Raw genomic sequence first — 24,387 nt, forward strand, 5'->3', positions numbered from 1 at the left:
TCCGCAATTCGTTAGGAGCAACTGAAACCATGTCGGTTTCCGTAACCCTGCCGGCGCTCGGCGAGAGCGTCACCGAGGGCACCGTCACCCGCTGGCTCAAGGCCGAGGGTGAGCGTGTCGAGGCCGACGAGCCGCTGCTCGAAGTCTCGACCGACAAGGTCGACACCGAGATCCCCGCCCCGGCCTCGGGCGTGCTGGCCTCCATCAAGGTGGCCGAGGACGAGACCGTCGAGGTCGGCGCCGAGCTGGCCGTCATCGACGACGGTTCGGGTGCCGCCGCCCCGGCCGCCGAGCCCGCGCAGGCCGAGGCCCCCGCCGAGGCCCCGCAGCAGGAGGCCCCGCAGCAGGAGGCCCCGGCCGCCGCGCCGCAGGCCGCCCCCTCCACCGAGGTCCAGGAGCCGGCTCCGGCTCCGACGGCCGAGGCCACCTCCGGCGGCGGTTCCGCCGAGGGCACCGACGTCGTCCTGCCGGCGCTCGGCGAGAGCGTCACCGAGGGCACCGTCACCCGCTGGCTGAAGTCGGTCGGCGAGTCGGTCGAGGCCGACGAGCCGCTGCTCGAGGTCTCCACGGACAAGGTCGACACCGAGATCCCCGCCCCCGCCTCCGGCGTTCTCCTGGAGATCGTCGTCGGCGAGGACGAGACCGCCGAGGTCGGTGCCAAGCTGGCCGTCATCGGTGCCGAGGGTGCTGCCCCGGCCGCCGCTCCGGCCCCGGCCGCTCCGGCCCCGGCGGCCGAGGCCCCCGCCGCTCCGGCTCCGGCGCCCGCTCCGGCGGCTCCGGCCGCCCCCGCGGCTCCCGCCCCGGCTCCGGCTCCGGCCGCCCAGGCTCCGGCTCCCGCCGCTCCGGCCCCGGCCGCCCCGGCTCCGCAGGCCCCGGCCGCTCCCGCCCCCGCCGCCGCACAGCCGGCGGAGGACGGCGCCTACGTGACCCCGCTGGTCCGCAAGCTCGCCACCGAGAACGGTGTCGACCTGGCGGCCGTCAAGGGCACCGGCGTCGGTGGCCGTATCCGCAAGCAGGACGTCCTCACGGCCGCCGAGGCCAAGAAGGCCGCTCCGGCTCCGGCGGCCCCGGCCGCCGCGGCGCCGAAGACCCCGGCTCTGGAGGCCTCTCCCCTCCGCGGCCAGACCGTCAAGATGCCTCGCATGCGCAAGGTCATCGGCGACAACATGATGAAGGCGCTGCACGGCCAGGCGCAGCTGACCTCGGTCGTCGAGGTCGACATCACCAAGCTGATGCGCCTGCGCGCCGCCGCGAAGGACTCCTTCGCGGCCCGCGAGGGCGTCAAGCTGTCCCCGATGCCGTTCTTCGTGAAGGCGGCGGCCCAGGCGCTGAAGGCCTTCCCGGTCATCAACGCCCGGATCAACGAGGACGAGGGCACCATCACGTACTTCGACTCGGAGAACGTCGGCATCGCCGTGGACTCCGAGAAGGGTCTGATGACGCCGGTCATCAAGAACGCCGGCGGTCTGAACCTCGCCGGTATCGCGAAGGCCACCGCCGAGCTGGCCGGCAAGGTCCGCGGCAACAAGATCACGCCGGACGAGCTCTCCGGCGCGACCTTCACGATCTCCAACACCGGCTCGCGCGGCGCGCTCTGGGACACGATCATCGTGCCGCCGAACCAGGTCGCCATCCTGGGCATCGGTGCCACGGTCCGTCGTCCGGTCGTCGTCAACCACCCGGACCTGGGTGAGACGATCGCGATCCGCGACATGACGTACGTCGCGCTCTCCTACGACCACCGTCTGGTGGACGGCGCGGACGCCGCCCGCTACCTGACCGCGGTCAAGGCGATCCTCGAGGCCGGCGAGTTCGAGGTCGAGCTCGGCCTGTAGGCAAGCTACCGAGCTGTAACAAGGCTCACCAGCGGCGCCCCTGTTCGGGAGTACTCCCGGCAGGGGCGCCGCCGTATTGTCATAGGCGTCAGCACGTCCCTAAGGAGCGGCTTCATGAGCGTGCCCGTCGTCCACTCGCTGCGCGAACAGATCCGCGAGCACATCGTGGAGGGCATCGTCAGTGGTCGCTGGAAGCCGGGCGAGCGGATCGTGGAGCGGCGGATCGCCACGGAGCTGGAGGTCAGCCAGACCCCGGTCCGGGAGGCGCTGCGCGAGCTGGAGTCGCTGCGGCTGATCGAGTCGGCCCCCAACAAGGGCGTACGGGTACGGAACCTGACGGCGGCCGACCTGGAGGAGAGCTATCCCGTCCGGGCCGGTCTGGAGCAGATCGCGGCCGAGCTGGCGGCGACCCGGCTGGCGGCCGACTGCTCGGCCCTGGAGCCGCATGTGACGGCGCTGTACGAGGCGGACCGGACGGCCGACGGCACGGCGCAGGTGCGCCACACGGTGGCCTTCCACCGGGAGCTGGTGAAGGCCGCGGGCAACAGCGTGCTGCTGCACACCTGGGAGGGCCTGGGCATCGAGGTCTTCACGGCGCTGTCGATCCGCTGGCTGGGCACGGTGCAGAAGTCGTACGCCGAGGAGCACCAGGAGCTGGTGGAGGCGTTCCGCCGGGGTGATCCGAACATCGGCGCGATGGTCAAGGCGCATGTCCTGGGCTGCGCCCCCCGGGCCTGACCTCCCCTTTCTCTCGTGAGCGGATCCGTTGCGGCGGGTCCGCTCATTCGTGCGAGCGCCCTCTCAGACGGCCCTGTCCGTACCGCCCCTCACCTGCGAAAACAAGGCACCCGGTGCCCTGTTTCGCGGCACCCTGTGCCGACTTTCTCGATCTGAAGAGGTTTTCCCCTTCAACCCTTTGATCGATCATCGATCGTCGGATTACAGTCTTCGGCGGGCCGCACCCCGGCCCTTCGCCCTGTCCTGCCAGACATGGCACCCCTTCTCCACCCCCATCTGTCCGGAAGGCGGCGATCATGACCGATCCCGTAGGCAAGAATCCGAGTGAGCTCGACCAGCTCCCGGACCGTGACACCGAGGAGACCGCCGAGTGGGCGGCCTCCCTCGACGCCGTCACCAAGGCCGCCGGCCCTCATCGGGCCGCCTACCTGATGCGCCGCACACTCCAGCACGCCGAGGGCGCGGGCCTGGCCCTGCCCAAGCTGCTGGAGACCGATTACGTCAACACCATCCCCACCTCCGCCGAGCCGGCCGTCGACGGCGACGAGGAGATGGAGCGGAAGATCACCGCGTGGAACCGCTGGAACGCGGCCGCGATGGTCTCCCGGGGGGCCAAGCACGGCGTCGGCGGCCACATCGCCACCTTCGCCTCCGCGGCCTGGCTCTACGAGACGGGCTTCAACCACTTCTTCAAGGGCAAGGAGCAGGACGGCTCCGGCGACCAGCTCTACATCCAGGGCCACGCCTCCCCCGGCATCTACGCCCGCGCCTTCCTCGACGGCCGCCTCACCGAGGCGCACCTCGACAACTTCCGGCAGGAGTCGGGCGGCGAGGGCCTGCCCTCCTACCCGCACCCGCGCCGCCTGCCCTGGCTGTGGGAGTTCCCGACCGTCTCCATGGGTCTGGGCCCGCTCTCCGCCATCTACCAGGCGCGCTTCAACCGCTACCTCACCAACCGCGCCATCAAGGACGTCTCCGCCTCGCACGTGTGGGCGTTCCTCGGCGACGGCGAGATGGACGAGCCCGAGTCGACGGCGGCCCTCGCGCTCGCCGCCCGCGAGGGTCTGGACAACCTGACCTTCGTCATCAACTGCAACCTGCAGCGCCTCGACGGACCGGTCCGCGCCAACTTCAAGATCGTGCAGGAGCTGGAGGCCCAGTTCCGCGGCGCCGGCTGGAACGTCGTGAAGTCCCTGTGGGGCAACGCCTGGGACGAGCTGTTCGCGCTCGACACCGCCGGCGCCCTCGTCCGCCGCCTCCGCGAGGTCCCGGACGCGCAGGTGCAGACGTACCAGACCCGCGACGCCGCCTACATCCGCCAGGACTTCTTCGGCTCCGACCCGGCGCTCGTCGAGATGGCGAAGCTGCTGAGCGACGACAAGATCCTGGAGTGCTTCCACCTCTCGCGCGGCGGCCACGAGCCGCGCAAGGTGTACGCCGCGTACAAGGCCGCCCTGGAGTTCAAGGGCGCTCCGACGGTCATCCTCGCGCAGACCGTGAAGGGCTTCACCCTCGGCGAGGGCTTCGCCTCCAAGAACGCGAACCACCAGATGAAGAAGCTCTCGGTGGACGAGTTCAAGAACATGCGCGACCTGCTGGAGCTGCCGATCTCGGACGCGCAGTTCGTCGACGGTGTGGTGCCGTACGGCCACCCCGGCGCCGACGCCCCCGAGGTCCGCTACCTCCAGGAGCGCCGCGCGGCCCTCGGCGGCCCGGCCCCGGCGCGCCGCACGCACGCCCTCGCGCCGCTGCCGGCCCCGGCGGAGAAGGCCTTCGCCGCCTTCGACAAGGGCTCCGGCTCGCAGTCGGTGGCGACCACCATGGCCTTCGTCCGCCTCGTCAAGGACCTGGTCCGCGACAAGGAGACCGGCAAGCGCTGGGTCCCGATCGTCCCGGACGAGGCCCGCACGTTCGGCATGGAGTCGCTCTTCCCGTCGCTCGGCATCTACTCCCCGAAGGGGCAGACGTACGAGCCGGTCGACCGCGACCAGCTGATGTACTACAAGGAGGCCGTCAACGGCCAGATCCTCAACGAGGGGATCACCGAGGCCGGGTCCATGGCCGACTTCATCGCCGCCTCCTCGTCGTACGCGACGCACGGCGAGGCGATGATCCCGTTCTACATCTTCTACTCGATGTTCGGCTGGCAGCGCACCGCCGACCAGATGTGGCAGCTCGGCGACCAGCTCGGCCGCGGCTTCCTCGTCGGCGCCACCGCGGGCCGTACGACGCTGACCGGTGAGGGCCTGCAGCACGCGGACGGCCACTCCCCGATGATCGCGGCGACCAACCCGGCCGCGCTGAGCTACGACCCGGCGTTCGCCTACGAGGTCGCGGCGATCGTCAAGGAGGGTCTGCGCCGGATGTACGGCGAGGCCGCCGAGGGCGAGGACCGGGACGTCTTCTACTACCTCACCGTCTACAACGAGCCGATGCCGCAGCCGGCCAAGCCGTCCGGCGTCGACGAGGGCATCATCAAGGGCCTGTACCGCTTCAACACGGCGGAGTCGGCCGGTCTGTCGGTGGCCGCGGACGCCGCGCGCGTCCAGCTCGTCGGCTCGGGCACGGCCATCCACTGGACGCTGGCCGCGCAGAAGCTGCTCGCCGAGGAGTGGGGTGTGGCCGCCGACGTGTGGTCCGCGACCTCCTGGACCGAGCTGCGGCGCGACGCGCTGGAGGCCGACGCGGCGCTGCTGCGCGGCGAGGAGCGGATCCCGTACATCCGTCAGGCGTTCGACGGGGTCGACTCCCCGGTCCTGGCGGTGTCGGACTACATGCGCCAGGTGCCGGACCAGATCGCGCAGTGGGTCGAGCAGGACTACTCCTCGCTCGGCGCGGACGGCTTCGGTCTCTCCGACACCCGTGCGGCGGCCCGTCGTCACTTCGGTGTCGACGCCGAGTCGATCGTGGTCGCGGCCCTGGCCCAGCTCGCCCGCCGCGGCGAGGTCCAGGCCTCGGCGGTGAAGGAGGCGCGCGAGCGCTACGGCCTGTAGCGGCCGCCGGTCGGCCGGGCAGAATGCGTGTCATGCGCGCTGCCCGGCTGATCAAGATGGTGCTGCTGCTCCAGTCCCGTCCGTCGATGACGGCGGCCGAACTGGCCGAGGAGCTGGAGGTCTCCGAACGCACCATCACCCGCGATGCCCTCGCCCTCTCGGAGGCGGGGGTTCCGGTGTATGCGGACCGGGGACGGGCCGGGGGCTACCGGCTGGTCGGCGGCTATCGCACGCGGCTGACGGGCCTGGCGCGCGGCGAGGCGGAGGCGTTGTTCCTGTCCGGGCTGCCGGGCGCGCTGCGGGACATGGGCCTGGAGGACGCGGCCTCGGCGGCCCGGCTGAAGGTGTCCGCCGCGCTGCTGCCCTCGCTGCGGGACGCCCCGGACTCGGCGGCCCGGCGGTTCCTGCTCGACGCGCCCGGCTGGTGGCAGGAGCCGCTGACGCCCGAGCTGCTGCCGGTGATCGCGGAGGCGGTCTGGGACGACCGGCTGATCACGACGCGCTACCGGCGCAGTGACGGCGAGGTGGAGCGCGTCCTCGCCCCCTACGGCCTGGTCCTGAAGGCGGGCGTCTGGTACCTCTGCGCGCGCTCCGGTACGGCGCTGCGTACCTACCGGGTGGACCGCTTCGCGGCCGTCGCCCTCGCCGAGGAGCGTTTCACCCGCGACGAGGGGTTCGACCTGCCGGCCTTCTGGGCCGAGCGGTCGGCGGAGTTCGCCCGGTCGATCCTGCGCGCCGAGGTCGTGCTGCGGCTCTCGGCGGCGGGGGCGCGCCGGCTGCCGTACGTGACGGACCGCGCGGCCGCCGAGGAGGCGCTGGCGGCCGGCTCGACGGACGCCGAGGGCCGGGTGACGGCGACGCTCCGCGTGGAGGACGAGGAGGTCGCCTTCGCGCAGCTGCTCGCGCTGGGCCCGGAGGCGGAGGTGCTGGGGCCGGCCTCGCTCCGGGACCGTTTCGCCGAGGCGGCCCGGGCCCTCGCCGCGCTCTACCGGTAGTCGTCCACCGACACGTCCCCGCCGGCCTCCTTGGCCGCGATGAAGGCCCAGGCGTCCGGGCGGGAGCCGTCCGCGTCCGTGAAGCCGTACTCCCGGGCGAGCTGCGCGCTGGAGAGGGACCGGCCGTTCCAGCGGGCCCGGTCCGGGTCCGCGGCCAGGGCGGCGACCGCCCGGCCGACGTAGACCGGGGACTCGGCGACGGCGAAGTCGGGGAGCTTCTCGACCGCGTCGCGCCAGTTCGCCTCGGTCACCCCGAAGTGGTCCAGCATCTGTTCGGAACGGAGCCACCCCGGGGTGATCGCCACGGCCGTCCCGCCGACCTCCTTCAGGTCGTGCGCGAGGGCGTAGGCCATCCGGAGCGGCGCGTTCTTGGTGAGGTCGTAGAAGAAGTTCTCCCGGAAGCGGGTGTTGTACTCGGCGGTCCCGTCCGTCACCTCCACGACCAGCCCGCCGGGGTGGCGGACCAGCAGCGGCAAGGCGACGGAGCTGGTGATGACGTGCGTCTTGACGCCCAGTTCCAGCATCCGCAGCCCGCTGTCCAGGTCCGTCTCCCAGATCTTCTTCCCGAAGGCGGGGACGAGGAGGTGCTCGCCTCCCCAGACGTCGTTGACGAGGATGTCGAGGCGGCCGTGGTCCCGGTCGATCCGGGCGACGAGGGCCCGTACCTGCTCGACCTCCAGGTGGTCGGTGGGGACGGCGATGCCCTCGCCGCCGGCGGCCGTCACCAGCTCGGCCGTCTCCTCGATGGTCTCGGTGGACCGGTTGACCTCGCTGACCTTGGCGCGGGTGGTGCGGCCGGTGACGTACACCGTGGCGCCCGCGGCGCCCAGCTGGACGGCGATGGCGCGGCCGGCGCCCCGGGTGGCGCCCGCGACCAGGGCGATCCTGCCGGCGAGCGGCTCGTGCGTGCCGGTGTGCGGCGTCGTTTCAGTCGTCATGGGACGACCTTGGCAGGAAAGCCGGACATCCTCTGTCGGGTTTGATTCCGCCGTTTCGGGGTGCGTCGCCCTCCCGCACGGTCGATGCTTGGTCCGTGATGGACGAGACGGAGTTCTGGGAGATCATCGACTCCACCCGCGAGGCCGCCGAGGGCGACCCCGAGGACCACGCCGACCTGCTCGTCGAGCGGCTGCTGCAGTACGACCCGGACTCCGTGCTCGACTTCGCCCGTCACTTCGAGGCCCGCTACAACCGCGCCTATCGCTGGGATCTGTGGGGCGCGGCGACGGTCCTGCTCGGCGGGGCCGGCGACGACGCCTTCGACTACTTCCGGTGCTGGCTGATCGGCCAGGGGCGTGAGGTCTTCGAGGGCGCGGTGCACGATCCGGACGCGCTGGCCGATCTCCTCGACGAGTTCGACGAGGAGATCGACGGGGACGGCGAGGAGCTGGGGTACGCGGCGGACGAGGCGTACGAGCAGCTCACCGGCGCCGAGGCGCCGGACCTGGGGATCCCGCCGCAGCCGGCCGAGCCGGAGGGCACCCCGCTGGACCTGACGGACGACACGCTGCTGGCGGCGCGCTACCCGAGGCTGCGGGAGCGCTTCGGGGCGTAGGGCGGGGACGCGCTCGTCGGCGGCCGGTGCGCCACGCCCGTGGCACGGGTCCGTGAGGTCACCCGACCGGCGGCACACTGCCGTACGCGGCGGATTCGCCTTCGGGGGCGGATATGCGGTGCTGCCGCCAGGAGAGCTAATCAAGCCCCCCTATCCGGACTATCCCTCGGATAATCGACGATGCGACTCCGCATATTTTCACCACGCTGCACATCCTCGAATACGTTTGTATTAATCCCCCCTTTTTGCTCTCACCTCGCCGGTGGCACACGAATTTTCCTGCGTAATATGCAGCACCAGCTAGAAGGCCTCCCGGGCAATCGATACGGCCCGGTACGCCACGGCCTCCCACAGAAATCGGCCTCTTGATGAAGCTGCATATCCCTCACACGGCTCGGCGCCGTGTCTTTCCGGCGGGGTGGCCTCGGCCCTCGCCGCGACCGTCGCCGCCGTCATGGTCGCCGTCTCGTCGACACCGGCCATGGCCATCGCGACGCCCGTCCCTCTGGGCACCACCGCCAGCTACTCCGTTCTGGCCGGTCAGGGCGTCACGAACACCGGCAACTCGGTGCTCGACCACGACCTCGGGACGCACCCGAACCCGGCCATCACCGGATTCCCGCCCGGACTCGTGCTCGGCGCGATCCACCCCGCGGACGCCGCGGCCGCCCAGGCCAAGAGCGACCTGGTCGTGGCGTACAACAACGCGGCCGGGCAGTTGACGGGCCAGGCCCCGGACTTCCCGCTCCCGGCCGGGATCGGTGGGGGGCAGGAGCTGCTCCCCGGCGTCCACCGGGCCACGTCCGGTGTCGGGCTGACCGGCGACCTGATCCTGAACGCCGGGGGAAACCCCAACGCGGTCTGGGTGTTCCAGATCCCGGAAGCCCTGACGACGGCGACGAGCAGCCGGATCCTGCTCACGAACGGCGCTTCGCCGTGCAACGTGTACTGGCAGATCGGCAGTTCGGCGACCCTGGGCACCACCTCCACCTTCGTGGGCACGATCATGGCCCTGACCTCGATCTTCGTGAACCAGGGGGCGAGCGTCGAGGGCCGGGCGCTGGCCCGTAACGGCGAGGTGACGCTCAACAACAACCGGATCTTCCTCGGCGGCTGCGCCACCGGTGGCACGACGACCGGCACGACCACGGGCACCACCACCGGCGCGACGACCGGCACCACGACGGGCACGACGACCGGCACCACGACCGGCGCGACGACGGGCACGACCCTGGGCCTGATCGGCGGCAGCCTCATCGGCGGGCCGAACGTCGGCCTGGTGAGCGGCGGCACCTCCGGGAACATCTCCGGCAACACCTCCGGGAACACCGCGGGCAACACCGCCGGGAACACGACCGGCGGCGACACGTCGGGCATCACCGCCGGGAACACCGGCGGGCACATGACCGGCGGGCACGGCGGCATGCCCGGCGGACCGGACCACGGCGGGCCGGACCACGGCGGGCCGGACCACGGACACGAAGGCCCCGGTAAGCCGGGCCACGGCGAGCACTCCGAAGGGCACTTCGGCTACGCCGACAAGCCCGGGGGCCCCGAGGGTCATGAAGATCACGCGGGCTGAACGGCAGGCTCCACGACCCCCGTTCACCGGATGACGGCGCGCGGCGGAATCCCTCCCGGATCCCGCCGCGCGCCGTGGGCGAGAGCCGCGGAGATTTCAGGCACGAGCGGTACGTACGAGAGAGACAGGGTGGGCGGTGCCGAGCGGATTCGAATCAGCGGCCGTGAAGGACCATCAGCACTCCGATTCGGGTCCGGACCCCCGGCCCCCTCGCGACGGAGCCGCTCCGCCGGACGGCCGGCCCCGGGGGGCCCGTGCGCTGAAGGCGGTGCTGCACACCTGCGTCGTCCTGTGCCTGATCACGACCGTGGTCCATATCGTCATGGTGTTCCTGCACGTGGCCCCCGCCAATCCCGTTTCCAAGCGGTACAACGCTCAGGTGAACGGCTGGGTATATCCGCTCTTCGAGCAGAATTGGCGGCTCTTCGCCCCGGACCCCGACTCCTTCAACCGGAAAGTCCTGGCGAGAACCGCGCACACCGATTCCAGCGGCACGATGCGCGTGAGTCCCTGGTTCGACCTGACCGACATGGACTATTCCGCGGTCGACCACAGCGCGCTGCCGAGCCACACCTCGCAGAATCTCCTGCGCCGCGCCTGGAGTTCCTACGTCGATACGCACGGGGGAAGCGACACCTCGCGCTCGGAGCGGGCCACGATGATGCAGCAGTATCTGCGCAATATCGCCGCGGACCGCGTCGCCGCCCGGCACAAGGGCGGCACCTTCGAATTCGTGCAGCTCCGGGTCGTCACCCTGGCCATCCCCGCGCCCGGCACGGCCACCGGAAACCGCCCGCCGGTGACCACCGAGAACCGGCTCCTGCCCTGGTGGAAGGTGACCCCCGATGAGAAATGAGCAGACCGATCACGAGGCCTCGCTCGCCGGCACCGCCCGCCGGTGGGTCCTCGACCGGATCGGAACCCTGTGGGCACTTCTCATCGAGCGGCCGGTGTCGCTGTACGCCGCCGCGGTTCTGCGGATCGGCTACGGACTCCTCTATCTGGTCTTCCTGCTCCGGGAGTTCCCGTACCGGAACGAGATCTGGGGTCCCGACTCGCCCTGGACGGCCGCGCTGGCGGAACAACTCTTCGACCAGACGGGCTGGAACAGCGTCCTGATCCTGTCCGCCGACCCCGCCTACTTCGAGCTCTGCTACGTGCTCGCCCTCGTCACGTCCGCGCTGTTCATGCTGGGCTGGCGAACCCGCGTCATGTCCGTCCTCTTCGCCGTCGTGGTGACCTCGTTCCACGCGCGGGCGATCTTCATGACGGACGGGGGCGACAACCTGGTCCTGCTGATGTCCCTCTACCTCGTCCTCACCGCCTGCGGGAGGCGATGGTCCCTGGACGCACGCCGAGAGCGGCTCAGGGCGGTTCGTACGGCCCCCGCGCCGGAGCCGGTGAGAAGCCTCCCCGCCCGGCAGCTCCGGGACGCCCGCACCACCTTGACCACGGTGGTGCACAACTGCGGCCTCTTCGTCATCGCCGCGCAAGTCTGCTTCCTCTACGGATCAGCCGGCCTGTACAAGATCCAGGGCACCACCTGGGGCGGTGGCACCGCGCTCCACTTCGCCCTGAACCTCGAACTGTTCCAGCCCTGGCCCGCGCTGTCCCACCTCGTGACCGCCTACCCGATGGTGATCGCCCTCGCCGGCTACGTGACGGTGCTCGCGCAGGTCGCCTTCCCGTTCGTGCTCTTCGGCAGGCTCAAGTACCCCGTCCTGGCCGTACTGTTCGGCATGCACATCGGTATCGCGGTACTCATGGGGCTGCCGCTCTTCTCCGGCGCGATGCTCATCGCGGACGCTGTGTTCCTCCCCGACCGCTTCTACACCTCCCTGGCCCGCCTCTGGCGGCGCGCGGTACGGCGGACGGGGGCGCGACGGCCGGCGCCCGACCGAGCGCCGGCGTCCCGCTCCGTCCCCGCGCAGGGCGGGCCCGCCGCTTCGCCGGGCACACCCGACCCGTACGCCCCGGGGCATCAGGCCATGACGGGGAGGCCGCCGACGCGACTCGGCTCGTCGCCCAGCGCCGACGACGTGTAGAGCTTGATCGTCTTCGTGATGAGGTCGCGGGTCTCGTCCGCGCTGAGGGCCTGGGCCTTCAGGTGGTCGTGCATCATGCGGTACTGCCGCACAGCGGAGGGCTTCTCCAGGCACAGGTCGCTGGTGAACCTCTCCAGGTACACCACCGCCCCGAGACTGTCGGGGAACCGGAGGAGGGAGAACCGCCCGGTCAGGCCCGGGTACGCGCCCGCGGTGTGCGGGAGCACCTGAACGGTGACGTGCGGTTCGGCGCTCAGGGTGTGCAGGTGCTCCAGTTGCTCGCGCATGATCTCCCGGCTGCCGACCACGCGTCGCAGAGTCGATTCGTCGAGGACGACCCCCAGGCGAAGAAGGCCGGCGGGGTCGTAGATCCGGTGCTGGCGGCGAAGCCGCACCTTCAGACGGGCGGCGGCCTGTTCGACGGTGAGGAGCGGGATCGTTTCCTCGATGACCGCGGCCGCGTAGGCGGGCGTCTGCAGAAGGCCGGGGACCACCATGGGCTCGTACGTGTCGATCGAGACGGCGGCCGTCTCGAGGTCGACGTAGGCGCTGTGCGGGATGTCGCCGTAGGTGCGCCACCAGCCCTGCACGCTCGACGCCCTGGCCAGCGCCATCAGCGAATCGACGACCTGCTGGTCGGTGACGCGATAGAGCCTGCACAGGTCCCGCACGTCGCGAAGGCTGACGGCACGGCGGCCGGTCTCCATGTGGCTGACCTTGGCCTGGGAGATCAGCAGATGGGCCGCTACCTGCGCACCGGTCAGGCCGCTGGCCAGACGGAGCCGGCGCAGCTCGGCTCCCAGTCGTCGTCCCCTGACGGTGGGGTCGTTTGTCGCCGCCACGGGTGGTGTACCTCCGGGTCCAAGCCTGTGCGTGCGCAGACAGGGTGGCATCTGGCACCGACGGTGATCACACGCCGCTCCGCCGGACCCGGCGGGGAACGAAAACGGATAGTGACCCTGTAATTTGCCGCTCGGCAAGTCCCGGAGCCCGGTCTCAGGACGTGCCCCTGACGTCAGAAGTGGGTGCCGCCGTCGATGCGGACCTCGGTGCCCGTGATGAAGCGGCCGTCCTCGCCGGCCAGCATGGCGACGACCCCGGCGACGGTCTCCGGCCCGGCGAAGCCGTGGCCGAGGGCGGGCGCGAGCTTCAGGAAGAGGGACAGGTCGGCGTCCTCGGGCAGGCCGGGGCCGACGCTCTGCCGGCTGGCGCCGGTGCCGTCGGTCATGCCGGAGGAGATCGAACCGGGCTGCACGGCGGTGAAGCGGATGCCCTGCCGGGCGTACTCGGCGGCCAGGGCGTGGGTCATGGACTGGATGCCGCCCTTGGAGGCGGCGTAGGCGGCCATGTAGGGGTGGGCGAACATCGCGGAGGTGGAGGAGAAGTTGACGACGGCGGATCCGTCGCCCTCCAGCAGGGCGGGTATCGACTCGCGGATCACCAGGAACGTACCGGTGAGGTTGATCCGGACGACCTGCTCGAAGGCAGCGAGGCTCGTCTCGTGGGTGTGCGAGGAGCGCAGGATCCCGGCCGCGTTGACCAGGACGTCGAGCCCGCCGAGCGCTCCCACCGCGGCGGCGACGCCCGCGCGCACCGAGGTCTCGTCGGCGACGTCCACGACCACGGCCGTCAGGCGCTCCGCGTCGGCTCCGGCCCGGGCGACCGTGTCCTTCAGTCCCGCCTCGCTGATGTCGGCGGCGACGACGCGTCCGCCCTCGGCGAGCATGCGGAGCGCGGTGGCCTGGCCGATGCCGGAGCCGGCTCCGGTGACCAGGGCGCGGCGGTTCTCGTAACGGTTCATGTCGGTTCCGGCCTCTCGCTGGGTGCCTCGGATCGGGGTGTGCGGTACCTGCGGGAGCTGGGCGGCGGGATGCGGCTGCTCGGGCGGCCCCCCGTCACTCCGTCAGCAACCGCCCCATGAACACGTCGTCGACGTACCGGCCGTCCAGGAAGAACTCCCCGGGCAGCACGCCCTCGACCGCGAAGCCCTCGGAGGCGTAGAGGGCGCGGGCCGGCGCGTTGTGCCCGAGCACGCGCAGGGTGATCCGCCGGCCGCCCCGACGCACGGTCTCCGCCATCGCGGCGCGCAGCAGCGCGCGGGCCACGCCCCGGCCGCGGGCCTCGGCGGCGACGGCGAGGCCCTGGATCTGGCGGACGTGCGCGTTGCAGGCGAGCGGGGTGGGCCGCCCGAGCCGCACGTACCCGACGATCACATTGGTCTTCCCGGTGCCATCGGCGTACTCGGCGACCAGGTGGTCCTCGGGCCGGTGTCGGTCATCGAAGAACGGGGCGTACGGCGGCTGGGGCGCGGGCACCACCGCGTGCAGCGGTGACCAGGTGGCACGGTCCAGCGCGCCGAGGGCGTCCCCGTCCTCGGCGCGGGCGGTACGCGTGCGTAGCGGTGTCTCCGGCGCGGCCATGACCGCCACTGTGCCACGGCCTCGCGGGAGGGGGGCAGGATGGCCCCATGCAACGCTCCCGCATCGCCGTCACCGGCGCCTCCGGACTCATCGGCTCGGCCCTCGTGCGCTCCCTGCGCGCCGACGGCCACCACGTCTCCCGCCTGGTGCGGCGGCCCGCGCGGACGGCGGACGAGGTGGAGTGGGATCCGGCCCGGCTGTACGTCGACTCCGCCGGGCTGGTGGGCGTGGACGCGGTCGTGCACCTGGCGGGCGCCGGGGTGGGCGAGCGCCGCTGGACCGAGGCGTACCGCAAGGAGATCCGCGACAGCCGTGTGCTCGGTACGAGGGCGATCGCGCAGGCCCTCGCCTCGCTGGCGGAGCCGCCGAAGGTCCTGGTGTGCGGGACGGCCCTGGGCTACTACGGCGACACGGGGACGCGGGCGGTGGACGAGAGCGCGCCCGCGGGCGAGGGCTTCCTCCCGTCGGTGTGCGTGGAGTGGGAGGCCGCGGCGGCCCCCGCGGAGGAGGCCGGCATCCGGGTCGCGTACGCCCGCACGGGCCTGGTGGTGGCCGGCGAGGGCGGGGCGTGGGGGCGGCTGTTCCCGCTCTTCCGCGCGGGGGTCGGCGGCCGGATGGGCGACGGCCGGCAGTACTGGAGCTTCATCTCGCTCCACGACGAGGTGGCCGCCCTGCGCCATCTGATCGACGACGACTCCCTGTCCGGGCCGGTGAACCTGACGGCCCCCGAGCCGGTCACCAACCGGGAGGTGACGGCGGCGATGGGCCGCGTCCTGCGCCGCCCGACGCTACTGACGGTGCCGGCGCCGGCCCTTCGTGCGGTGCTCGGCGGCTTCGCGGAGGACGTGCTGGGGAGTCAGCGGGTGCTGCCGGGGCGGTTGTTGGAGTCGGGGTTCGACTTCGCGTTCCCGACCATCGACGAGTCGATCCGCGCGGCGGCCTGACGGCTCCGGGCCGGGCGTCTTCCGGCTCGGAGGTCTGACGGCTGCGGGTCCTGGCGTCTTCTGGCTCGGCGGCTCGACGGCCGCGGGACCGAGGGGCGGCGCCCGGGGGCGCGGTCGGGGTCGGGTGTGCGCCACCCCGTGCTGCGTGCACCCCGGCGCGCGCGGCTGGCATCCGCCGGAGCGGTCCCTAGGCTGGACGGCCCCTGAATGCGCGCGAGGAACCGCGGACGCGAACTCGGGCATTCCGGGGGTCTGTTGGGGGCATGAGCCTCCCAGCAGCCGCGCCGACCCGGGGAGGGGCACGTGCTCAGTACCGCACGCCATGCGCACCACACGGACGACGTCACGGACGTCGTCATCGTCGGAGCGGGAATCGCGGGACTCGCCGCCGCCCACCGGCTGACCAGAGCGGGGCTCGGCGTCATCGTCCTGGAGGCCGCCGAGCGGGTCGGCGGCCGGATGGTCACCGACGAGGTCGACGGTTTCCGGCTCGACCGCGTCGGCCCGCTGCTCACCCTGTCGCACGCGGAGCTGCGCCGCACTCCCGGCCTCGACGGCGCCCTGCTGCGTCCGTTCGCGCCCGGAGCCCTGGTGCACTGCGACGGACGGTACGTCAGGAGCGGCGGGACGGGGAGCGTGCGGGGGGCGTTCACCATGGCGCGCGCCCTCGCGAGCGCCCCCCGGCAGGCGGCCGCGTCGCTGGACCACGCGCGGCTGGGGGCCGCACTGGCCCGGCTCGCCGCCACACCCGCGCAGCGGCTGTCGACCCGGCCGGAGCGGACCGCCCGGGAGGCGCTGAACGCCCGGCTGCCGTCCCGTACCGTCCAGGGATTCCTGCGCCCGGTGCTGGCCGCGCTGCTCGCCGACCCGGACCTCGCCGTGTCGAGCCGGGTGGCCGACCTGGCTCTGCGGTCCTTCGCCCGGGGGCGGTTGTGCGTGCCGCAGGGAGGGTCGGGGACGCTGCCGGAGCTGATGGCGGCCTCGCTGCCGCCGGGGACGGTCCGTACGGGCGTCCGGGTCACCGACGTCTCGACGACGAGGGTGACGACGGCGGAGCACGGGGAGGTCGGCTGCCGTTCGGTCGTCCTGGCGACCGGGGCGCGTACCGCCGCGGAGCTGCTGCCGGGGCTGCGGACGCCGGAGTTCCACGCGGTCACGGTGCTGCACCACACGGCGCCCGCGGCGCCGCTCGCCGCTCCGCTGCTGCTCGTGGAGTCCGACCCGGGAGGCCCGGTCGCGCACACGGCGGTGATGAGCGCGGTCGACCCGACGCGCGCGCCGGCGGGCCGGACCCTGGTCACCTCGACGATTCTGGGCACCCCGCCGGACGACGCGGAGCGCCGGGTCCGCAAGCACCTCGCCACGCTGTACGGCACGTCGACGGACGAGTGGGAGCTGCTCGCCCTGCACCACACCGCCGACGCCTTTCCCGCGATGCCCCCGCCGCACGACCCACGCCGTCCGGTCCGCCTCCTCGCGGGTCTCTACGTCTGCGGCGACCACCGCGACACGGGCACGCCGGAGGGCGCCCTCTTCTCCGGCCGCCGCGTCGCCCACGCCCTCCTGACCGACCTGGGCGTGCGCCCGGCGCAGGCGGAGCGGACGCGGGCGGCCGACGTGGCGGCGTAGCGGCGGACCGCGCCGGCGCCGGAGGGCGCCCTCTTCTCCGGCCGACGGGCCGCGCCGGGACACGGGGCCCGACGCGGGCCGTCGGGCGGTTCTCAGGCCCGGCGTAGGGGCCTCACGGCACGGCGGGCGGGCCCCGGACCACGAGCCTCGGAGCACCCGCCGACCCCCCTGCCCCGCCGCAGCGGGGCAGGGGGGTCGCGCCTCGCGGCGGGGTGGTCAGCCGATGGCGGCCACGCGGTCGCGGTAGGTGCGGACGGCCGCCGCGTCGCGGTAGGGCTCCAGACGGCGTTCGAAGTCGCGGACGTATTCGATCGCACGGGCCGAGCGCATCTCGGAGGCCTGCTGGGCGGCTTCCGCGCCCAGGGCGCAGGCCTGGTCCAGTTCGCCGAGGCCGAGGCGGGCCGTGGCGAGGACCACCCGGCAGAAGAGGCGGCTGCGCGCGAAGCCCGGCGCGCGCAGTTGCAGGGAGCGTTCGGCGTGCTGCGCCGCCGGGCGGTACTGCTGGAGGTCGCGGTGGCTGTGCCCGAACTCGTCGGCCAGCTGCGCCTCGTCGAACGGGCGCGCCCAGTACGGCACCTCGTCGCCCGGCCGGGCCGCTTCGAGGGCGCGCTCGGCCCGGGCGAGCGAGGCGCTGCACGCGCGGGCTTCGCCGAGGACGCCGTGGCCGCGCGCCTCGACGGCGTGCAGCAGCGCCTGGACGACGGGCGGGGCGGAGGAGCCGACGCCCTGCTGGGCGACCCGCGCGAGCTGCACGGCCTCCCGGCCGTGCCCGAGGTAGACGGCCTGCCGGCTCATGGTGATCAGGACGTACGAGCCGTAGGCCCGGTCACCGGCCGCTTGGGCGAGCCGCAGCGCCTGGACGAAATAGCGCTGGGCCAGACCGTGCGCGGCGATGTCGAAGGAGGTCCAGCCCGCCAGGCGCGTCAGGTCGGCCGCGGCGCCGAAGAGGCGGCGGCCGACGGTCTCGCCGTAGGTGCCGCGGAGCATCGGCTCGGCCTCGTGTTCGAGGTAGCGGACGAGGGCCTGGCGGGCGTGCCCGCCGCCGTAGGCGTGGTCGAGGGTGCGGAACAGTTCGCCGACCGAGCGCAGGGCGGCGATGTCCCCGCTGGAGACGCGTTGTCCCGGCCCCCGGTCGGTGCCGCGCTGCCGGGGCACCGAGAAGCGGCCCTGGGCCGGGACCCGGGCGTCCGGGACGGTGCGTGGACCGGTGTCGGGGCCGGGGCGGAGTCCGCCGTCGGCGCCGCCCCGGAGGTCCGTGCCGAGCCGGGCGTCGGGGCCCGGGCGGCCCTCCGTGCCGAACCTGCCCTCGGCGGCCCCGGCTCCGCGCCGCTCGGTGCCGAGCCGGCCGTCCAGGGCGCCGGGCCGGGACTCCGCCGTCGGCGCCGGGCGGGTGTCCGGGCCGGGGCGGGGGCCGCCGGGGGCGTACATGTCCCCGCGCGCCACCCGCTCGTCCGCGCGGCCGATCAGCCAGTCCCGGCTGGGGACCACGAGGCCCGCCGGGGTGAAGGCGATCTTGCGCAGTTCGGCGTGGCTCCCCGAGTCCTTCCGCCAGAGCCCGCTGACGATGTCGACGGCCTCCTCGGGCGTCGCGGCGAACTCCAGGCCGGCGTAGACCGGTGCGCACGCGTCGAGGCCGAGGTCCTGTGCGGAGAGCCGGCGGCCGAGGCGCCGGGTGAAGACCTCGGCGATCAGGGCAGGGGTGGTCCCGCGCGGCTGCTGACCGCGCAGCCAGCGGGTCACGGAGGTCTTGTCGTACCGCAGGTCGAGGCCGTGCTCCAGGCCTAGCTGGTCCACCCGTCTGGCCAGGCCCGCGTTGGAGAAGCCGGCTTCGGCGATGAGTGCGGCGAGCTGGCGGTTCGGGATGCGCTGCGGGGGTCGTTCCGTCATCAGCTGTGCGGTCTCCTGCCTTCCGGGCCCGGGTGGCAGCCCTCGTGGACCCTCATGGAACGGCGCGAATTTAGCGGCACTCACCGCCCGTACCGCCACCTTCGCCCCACATTCATCCGATCGTGTGAGGATTGGGGGCACCGCTGACGTGGCAGCCGCCCGCCGTACCTGCCGGACCGGGCCGCGCGGTGCCGCCGTACAGTGGCAGGGGCGCGAACGACGCAGGGTGCCGAGCCGGCCCCCCGGGAGGATCCCCGGATCCCGGCCTCCGGCGCCCAGGAGGAGGCATGGCCGTGAGTGAGCTGCGATTCGTCCGCTTGGGCTTCGGCGAGGAGGCCGTCGAGTACCGGGCGGCCTGGGACAAGCAGCGCGAGGTGCACGCGGCCCGGTTCGCCGACGAGGTCGGGGACACCTGTCTGCTCCTCGAGCACCCTCCCGTGTACACGGCGGGACGGCGCACGGCGGAGAGCGAGCGCCCTCTGGACGGTACGCCGGTGGTGGACGTGGACCGCGGCGGCAAGATCACCTGGCACGGCCCCGGCCAGCTCGTCGGGTACCCGATCATGAAGCTGCCCCGCCCCGTCGACGTCGTCGCGCACGTCCGCCGTCTGGAGGAGGCGCTGATCCTGACGGCCGCGGAGTTCGGTCTGGAGACCACCCGGATCGAGGGCCGCAGCGGGGTGTGGGTCCTCGGCGATCCGGTGGAGCAGCGCCCGTCGCTGGGCGGTCTCTCGCTCGACTTCGACCCGCGGCTGACCGACGAGGAGTTCGATCCGCGGCTGAACGGTCCGGAGTACGCCCCGTCCAACGCCGGCCAGCGCCGTGAGGACCGGAAGCTGGCGGCGATCGGCATCCGGGTCGCCAAGGGCGTCACGATGCACGGCTTCGCGTTGAACGTGAACCCCGACAACACCTGGTTCGACCGGATCATCCCGTGCGGCATCAGGGACGCGGGGGTGGCCTCGCTCGCGAACGAGCTGGGCCGTGAGGTCACGATCGAGGAGGTCCTGCCGGTGGTGGAGAAGCACCTGAGGGCCGTCCTTGAGGGCGCGGACCTGCAGCCGCGCGAGGTCGTGCGCGAGACGGCCCCGGCGGCCGCGCCGGCGGCCGCCGACGCCACTGCCGTCGCCGCCGCGTCGGCTTAGGGATCTCCGGCGGGGAATGCCGGGGTCTCGCCGCAGGTTGGCCAGACGGATAACCGTACGAAACAACGGGCGTACCCTGGTGGGCGCCGAAGAATCGAAGCTACAGGGAGCCGGTCGTGTCCGCAGTCGCACCCGACGGACGCAAGATGCTGCGCCTGGAGGTCCGTAACGCTCAGACCCCCATCGAGCGCAAGCCCGAGTGGATCAAGACCCGGGCGAAGATGGGTCCCGAGTACACGAAGATGCAGAGCCTCGTGAAGAGCGAGGGCCTGCACACGGTCTGCCAGGAGGCGGGCTGTCCGAACATCTTCGAGTGCTGGGAGGACCGCGAGGCCACCTTCCTCATCGGCGGTGACCAGTGCACGCGGCGCTGCGACTTCTGCCAGATCGACACGGGCAAGCCGGAGGCGCTGGACCGTGACGAGCCGCGCCGGGTGGGCGAGTCGGTCGTCACGATGGACCTGAACTACGCCACGATCACGGGCGTCGCGCGCGACGACCTGGAGGACGGCGGGGCCTGGCTGTACGCGGAGACGGTGCGCCAGATCCACGAGCAGACGGCGAACCGCGCCGACGGCCGTACGAAGGTGGAGCTGCTCGCTCCGGACTTCAACGCGGTGCCGGAGCTGCTGGCGGAGGTGTTCGCCTCGCGTCCGGAGGTCTTCGCGCACAACGTCGAGACGGTGCCGCGGATCTTCAAGCGGATCCGTCCCGGTTTCCGTTACGAGCGTTCGCTGGACGTCATCACGCGGGCGCGTGACTACGGTCTGGTCACGAAGTCGAACCTGATCCTGGGCATGGGCGAGACCCGTGAGGAGATCAGCGAGGCGCTGGCTCAGCTGCACGAGGCGGGTTGCGAGCTGATCACGATCACGCAGTACCTGCGCCCGTCGGTCCGGCACCACCCGGTGGAGCGCTGGGTGAAGCCGCAGGAGTTCGTGGAGCTGAAGGAGGAGGCCGACGAGATCGGCTTCTCCGGCGTGATGTCGGGCCCGCTGGTGCGGTCGTCGTACCGGGCGGGCCGCCTCTTCCAGCAGGCGATGGAGAAGCGCAGCCGAGCCGAAGCGTAGGTTGCGGGTCCGCCCGAGGAACGAGGGCGGGGCTGGAGTCCGACCCGTGTGAAACGGCGCACAAGTAGTTACTGGCCAGTAGTGGCCGAATTCGTCGCGATCCGTACACCTCCGCAGGTCAGGGGGGGCGTACGGGTCGCTTCGGCGGTTCCGGGGTGGTCCAACCGGCCGCATCAACGTTTCATCAGTGTTTGACCGCCGGGTCATGCGCTGGTAACACCGAACCGTGACCCTTGGGTCACGGAGGGTTGTCTGGACCGCCGCTCCCCTCGCCCTTTCCCCCACCTCGTCTCATCCGCTCTTGAGGGAGGACCCACATGCAGGCCCAGGCCGCGACGCATGTCCGTGCCACCGCCATCCCGTCCGTCACCGATGCGCTGAAGGCCGTGGAGGCTCTGCTCCTCGCCGGTGGCCAGCGCACCGCCCGCCGCAACGCCTGGACCTCGGTCCTGGAGGACCGCCGCCGGGCGAAGGACCGGGTCGAGGCCCAGCACGTGATGGAGGCGGTGGCGGGTCGCGCTTCCCGGGCCACGTAAACTTCAGGACATGGCGAGGAAGGCAAACACGGGCAGCGGTGACGCTGCGAACCAGGGGCGACTGAAGCAGATCGCCCTCACGTACAAGATGACCCGAAAGGCCGACCCGAAGGTCGGGCTTGTCGTCGCTGGCGTGGGCATCGTCGTACTCGGTGTCCTCCTCGCGATCGGCTTCCTGATCGGGCACCCGGTCTACGTCGGAATCCTGGGCTTCATCCTGGCCCTCCTGGCGATGGCGATCGTCTTCGGCCGGCGTGCCGAGAAGGCGGCCTTCGGCCAGATGGAGGGCCAGCCGGGCGCGGCGGCCGCGGTGCTGGACAACATCGGGCGCGGCTGGACGACCACCCCGGCGGTGGCGATGAACCGGAACCAGGACGTCGTGCACCGCGCGGTCGGCCGGGCCGGCATCGTGCTGGTGGCGGAGGGCAACCCGAACCGGGTGAAGACGCTCCTGGCGGCCGAGAAGAAGCGGATGGCCCGGATCGTCGTGGACGTCCCGGTCCACGACATCGTCGTCGGCAACGGCGAGGGTCAGGTGCCGCTGAAGAAGGTCCGCACGACCATGCTGAAGATGCCTCGGGTGCTCTCCGGCCCGCAGGTGACGGTCGCCAACGACCGGCTGCGGGCGATGGGCGACCTGATGAGCAACATGCCGCTGCCGAAGGGTCCGATGCCCAAGGGCATGCGGATGCCGCGCGGCGGAAAGATGCGCTGACGTCAGGCGTACGAAGCGCGAGGAACGAAGCACGAGGAAGGGCGCCGTCGGAACCGGGAGGTTCCTGCGGCGCCCTTCTCGTCGTCGGTGCGGGTGTGGTGCCGGGGCGGTCAGAGCCGGATCTGGACGGCGCCGGCGAGGCGGTCGTGGAGGCCGCGGCCGTCGCGGTCCCAGATGAGGGCCGGGATGGCGAGGCAGACGAGCACGCTGCGGAGCACGACCCGGAGGAAGCCGAGGCGTCCGCCGTGCACGGAGGCCACCCGCAGGCCGAAGAGGCGCTTGCCGGGGGTGAAGCCGACGGTGCCGACGGTGAGCACGCTCACGGCGAGCAGGATGACCAGGGCCCAGTTGCCCGTCGCCTGGTTGTAGCCGTGGGTGACGAGACCGTATGCGATCAGCATGCACAGCGCCCAGTCGACGGCGAGGGCGCCGATTCGCCGCCCGGGGCGGGCGATGGAGCCCGGCCCCTCCTCGGGCAGACCGAGCTGCTGCCCCCGGTAACCGAAGTCGACACCGGCGTCCTCGGCCGCCGCGCGGGGTCCCGAGAGCCACGATCCCAATGCTTGCCTGTTGTCCACGCGTCCACGGTACTGTGCCCGCTTTCGATCACTTCGGCCCGGGTCCGCACCGGCCCGCCGCGGTGTCGGTCACACGCGCGCCGGTTAACTTGGGCGAAACAAATGGGTCATGCTTGAGAAATCCCGTCTGCCTAAGGTCGGGACCAGCGTGTGCCACCGCACTGGCCGCATGACCGAGCTGCAACCCCGCCCCTCCCCGGGCCGGGAGTAGGAGGAGTTGGATGTTCCAGAACGCCGACGAGGCCAAGAAGTTCATCAAGGACAACGACGTCAAGATGGTCGACGTCCGTTTCTGTGACCTTCCGGGAGTGATGCAGCACTTCACGATCCCGGCGACGGCGTTCGACCCGTCCGACGAGCTCGCCTTCGACGGTTCGTCGATCCGCGGTTTCCAGGCGATCCACGAGTCGGACATGGCCCTGCGCGCCGACCTGTCGACGGCCCGTCTGGACCCGTTCCGCCGTGACAAGACGCTGAACATCAACTTCTTCATCCACGACCCGATCACGGGCGAGCAGTACAGCCGTGACCCGCGCAACATCGCGAAGAAGGCGGAGGCGTACCTCGCCTCCACCGGCATCGCCGACACCGCGTACTTCGGCCCCGAGGCGGAGTTCTACGTCTTCGACTCGGTGCGCTTCGAGACCTCGGCGAACCAGGGCTTCTACCACATCGACTCCGAGGCCGGCGCCTGGAACACCGGCAAGGTCGAGGACAACCGGGGCTACAAGGTCCGCTACAAGGGCGGCTACTTCCCGGCCCCGCCGGTCGACCACTTCGCCGACCTGCGCGCGGAGATCTCCCTGGAGCTGGAGAACGTCGGCCTCCAGGTCGAGCGCCAGCACCACGAGGTCGGCACCGCCGGCCAGGCGGAGATCAACTACAAGTTCAACACGCTGCTCGCCGCGGCCGACGACCTGATGCTCTTCAAGTACATCGTGAAGAACGTCGCCTGGCGCAACGGCAAGACCGCGACCTTCATGCCGAAGCCGATCTTCGGCGACAACGGCTCGGGCATGCACGTCCACCAGTCGCTGTGGTCGAACGGCGACCCGCTCTTCTACGACGAGCAGGGCTACGCCGGCCTGTCGGACACCGCCCGCTACTACATCGGCGGCATCCTCAAGCACGCCCCGTCGCTGCTGGCCTTCACCAACCCGACGGTGAACTCGTACCACCGTCTGGTGCCCGGCTTCGAGGCCCCGGTCAACATGGTCTACTCGCAGCGCAACCGCTCCGCGGCCATGCGCATCCCGATCACGGGCTCGAACCCGAAGGCCAAGCGCGTCGAGTTCCGCGCGCCGGACCCGTCCTCGAACCCGTACCTCGCCTTCTCGGCGCTGCTCCTCGCGGGCCTCGACGGCATCAAGAACAAGATCGAGCCGGCGGAGCCGATCGACAAGGACCTCTACGAGCTGGCTCCCGAGGAGCACGCGAACGTCCAGCAGGTCCCGACCTCGCTCCCGGCGGTCCTCGACGCCCTGGAGGCGGACAACGAGTACCTCCAGGCGGGCGGTGTCTTCACCTCCGACCTGATCGAGACCTGGATCGACTACAAGCGCACGCACGAGATCGCCCCGATCCAGCTGCGTCCGCACCCGCACGAGTTCGAGCTCTACTTCGACCTCTAAGCCGTACGTCCGGCCCCTCGGGCCGTACGCCCGGCGCTCAGCGCGGCGAAGGCCGCCACCCCGTGCGAGGGGTGGCGGCCTTCGCCGTC

General features: G+C 72.0%; 21 protein-coding genes. 15 read left to right on the forward strand and 6 right to left on the reverse strand.

The genetic code is table 11. The features are described from left to right. The first annotated feature begins 29 nt into the window (after positions 1–29). The 4 genes from sucB to ACFZBD_RS19520 all read left to right on the forward strand — a co-directional run bounded on the left by sucB (position 30) and on the right by ACFZBD_RS19520 (position 6,561). The gene (sucB, locus tag ACFZBD_RS19505; protein WP_391140826.1) at positions 30–1,835 is read left to right on the forward strand and encodes a 2-oxoglutarate dehydrogenase, E2 component, dihydrolipoamide succinyltransferase; all 1,806 of its coding nucleotides are present in this window, start codon (positions 30–32) and stop codon (positions 1,833–1,835) included. Between the two features lie 114 nt (positions 1,836–1,949). Next, positions 1,950–2,573 carry an FCD domain-containing protein gene (locus tag ACFZBD_RS19510; RefSeq protein WP_391140827.1) on the forward strand — a complete coding sequence of 208 codons (624 nt, stop codon included), beginning with the start codon at positions 1,950–1,952 and terminating at the stop codon, positions 2,571–2,573. Positions 2,574–2,869: 296 nt separating this feature from the next. Further along, positions 2,870–5,566: a pyruvate dehydrogenase (acetyl-transferring), homodimeric type gene (gene aceE / locus ACFZBD_RS19515; RefSeq protein ID WP_391140828.1), complete on the forward strand. Its 2,697-nt coding sequence runs from the start codon at positions 2,870–2,872 to the stop codon at positions 5,564–5,566. 32 nt (positions 5,567–5,598) lie between these two features. Further along, positions 5,599–6,561 (forward strand): WYL domain-containing protein, encoded by a 963-nt coding sequence (locus ACFZBD_RS19520; RefSeq protein ID WP_391140829.1) that lies wholly within the window; start codon positions 5,599–5,601, stop codon positions 6,559–6,561. On the opposite strand, the gene ACFZBD_RS19525 is transcribed toward ACFZBD_RS19520, so the two are convergent. After that, positions 6,552–7,499, reverse strand: a complete 948-nt coding sequence (locus tag ACFZBD_RS19525) for an SDR family oxidoreductase (protein ID WP_391140830.1) — start codon at positions 7,497–7,499, stop codon at positions 6,552–6,554. The genes ACFZBD_RS19520 and ACFZBD_RS19525 overlap by 10 nt on opposite strands. Before the next feature lie 98 nt (positions 7,500–7,597). Here ACFZBD_RS19525 and ACFZBD_RS19530 point away from each other — a divergent pair, with 98 nt between their 5' ends. The 4 genes from ACFZBD_RS19530 (at position 7,598) to ACFZBD_RS19545 (ending at position 11,743) form a co-directional block, all read left to right on the forward strand. Beyond that, positions 7,598–8,116 (forward strand): DUF4240 domain-containing protein, encoded by a 519-nt coding sequence (locus ACFZBD_RS19530; protein WP_391141216.1) that lies wholly within the window; start codon positions 7,598–7,600, stop codon positions 8,114–8,116. A 418-nt stretch (positions 8,117–8,534) separates the two neighbouring features. Then, positions 8,535–9,698 (forward strand): ice-binding family protein, encoded by a 1,164-nt coding sequence (locus ACFZBD_RS19535; RefSeq protein ID WP_391140831.1) that lies wholly within the window; start codon positions 8,535–8,537, stop codon positions 9,696–9,698. A gap of 268 nt (positions 9,699–9,966) precedes the next feature. Then, positions 9,967–10,554: a DUF5819 family protein gene (locus ACFZBD_RS19540; protein WP_391140832.1), complete on the forward strand. Its 588-nt coding sequence runs from the start codon at positions 9,967–9,969 to the stop codon at positions 10,552–10,554. Further along, complete coding sequence (locus ACFZBD_RS19545; protein WP_391140833.1) at positions 10,544–11,743, forward strand: HTTM domain-containing protein; 1,200 nt, start codon at positions 10,544–10,546, stop codon at positions 11,741–11,743. The genes ACFZBD_RS19540 and ACFZBD_RS19545 overlap by 11 nt, the downstream gene beginning before the upstream one ends. On the opposite strand, the gene ACFZBD_RS19550 is transcribed toward ACFZBD_RS19545, so the two are convergent. The 3 genes from ACFZBD_RS19550 to ACFZBD_RS19560 all read right to left on the reverse strand — a co-directional run bounded on the left by ACFZBD_RS19550 (position 11,680) and on the right by ACFZBD_RS19560 (position 14,163). Then, positions 11,680–12,585: a Scr1 family TA system antitoxin-like transcriptional regulator gene (locus ACFZBD_RS19550; RefSeq protein WP_391140834.1), complete on the reverse strand. Its 906-nt coding sequence runs from the start codon at positions 12,583–12,585 to the stop codon at positions 11,680–11,682. The two genes, ACFZBD_RS19545 and ACFZBD_RS19550, sit on opposite strands and share 64 nt — an antisense overlap. Positions 12,586–12,758: 173 nt before the next feature. After that, complete coding sequence (locus ACFZBD_RS19555; protein WP_391140835.1) at positions 12,759–13,544, reverse strand: SDR family NAD(P)-dependent oxidoreductase; 786 nt, start codon at positions 13,542–13,544, stop codon at positions 12,759–12,761. Positions 13,545–13,638: 94 nt separating this feature from the next. Then, entirely contained in the window at positions 13,639–14,163 is a 525-nt protein-coding gene (locus tag ACFZBD_RS19560; protein ID WP_391140836.1) for a GNAT family N-acetyltransferase, read from the reverse strand. A gap of 47 nt (positions 14,164–14,210) precedes the next feature. On the opposite strand from ACFZBD_RS19560, the gene ACFZBD_RS19565 reads away from it, so the two are divergent. After that, positions 14,211–15,107: a TIGR01777 family oxidoreductase gene (locus tag ACFZBD_RS19565; RefSeq protein WP_391140837.1), complete on the forward strand. Its 897-nt coding sequence runs from the start codon at positions 14,211–14,213 to the stop codon at positions 15,105–15,107. A 303-nt stretch (positions 15,108–15,410) separates the two neighbouring features. Continuing rightward, complete coding sequence (locus tag ACFZBD_RS19570; protein WP_391140838.1) at positions 15,411–16,736, forward strand: FAD-dependent oxidoreductase; 1,326 nt, start codon at positions 15,411–15,413, stop codon at positions 16,734–16,736. Positions 16,737–16,952: 216 nt separating this feature from the next. Here ACFZBD_RS19570 and ACFZBD_RS19575 read toward each other — a convergent pair whose 3' ends face one another. Then, the gene (locus ACFZBD_RS19575) at positions 16,953–18,623 is read right to left on the reverse strand and encodes a regulator (RefSeq protein ID WP_391140839.1); all 1,671 of its coding nucleotides are present in this window, start codon (positions 18,621–18,623) and stop codon (positions 16,953–16,955) included. A 293-nt stretch (positions 18,624–18,916) separates the two neighbouring features. Between ACFZBD_RS19575 and lipB the strand changes: the two genes are divergently transcribed. The 4 genes from lipB (at position 18,917) to ACFZBD_RS19595 (ending at position 22,089) form a co-directional block, all read left to right on the forward strand. Further along, positions 18,917–19,768, forward strand: a complete 852-nt coding sequence (gene lipB, locus ACFZBD_RS19580) for a lipoyl(octanoyl) transferase LipB (RefSeq protein ID WP_391140840.1) — start codon at positions 18,917–18,919, stop codon at positions 19,766–19,768. Positions 19,769–19,884: 116 nt separating this feature from the next. Further along, complete coding sequence (gene lipA / locus ACFZBD_RS19585) at positions 19,885–20,838, forward strand: lipoyl synthase (RefSeq protein WP_391140841.1); 954 nt, start codon at positions 19,885–19,887, stop codon at positions 20,836–20,838. Between the two features lie 317 nt (positions 20,839–21,155). After that, positions 21,156–21,374, forward strand: coding sequence for a hypothetical protein (locus ACFZBD_RS19590; protein WP_391140842.1), 219 nt, complete (start codon positions 21,156–21,158; stop codon positions 21,372–21,374). A gap of 10 nt (positions 21,375–21,384) precedes the next feature. Further along, a complete protein-coding gene (locus tag ACFZBD_RS19595; protein WP_391140843.1) occupies positions 21,385–22,089 on the forward strand; it encodes a DUF4191 family protein in 705 nt (234 codons plus the stop codon). Positions 22,090–22,199: 110 nt separating this feature from the next. Here the strand turns inward: ACFZBD_RS19595 and ACFZBD_RS19600 are convergent, their stop codons facing one another. Then, positions 22,200–22,667, reverse strand: coding sequence for an RDD family protein (locus ACFZBD_RS19600; protein ID WP_391140844.1), 468 nt, complete (start codon positions 22,665–22,667; stop codon positions 22,200–22,202). 221 nt (positions 22,668–22,888) lie between these two features. Between ACFZBD_RS19600 and glnA the strand changes: the two genes are divergently transcribed. Beyond that, positions 22,889–24,298, forward strand: coding sequence for a type I glutamate--ammonia ligase (glnA, locus tag ACFZBD_RS19605; RefSeq protein ID WP_391140845.1), 1,410 nt, complete (start codon positions 22,889–22,891; stop codon positions 24,296–24,298). Positions 24,299–24,387: the final 89 nt, after the last annotated feature.

This window comes from Streptomyces sp. NPDC008121 (assembly GCF_042957155.1).
Taxonomy (GTDB): domain Bacteria; phylum Actinomycetota; class Actinomycetes; order Streptomycetales; family Streptomycetaceae; genus Streptomyces.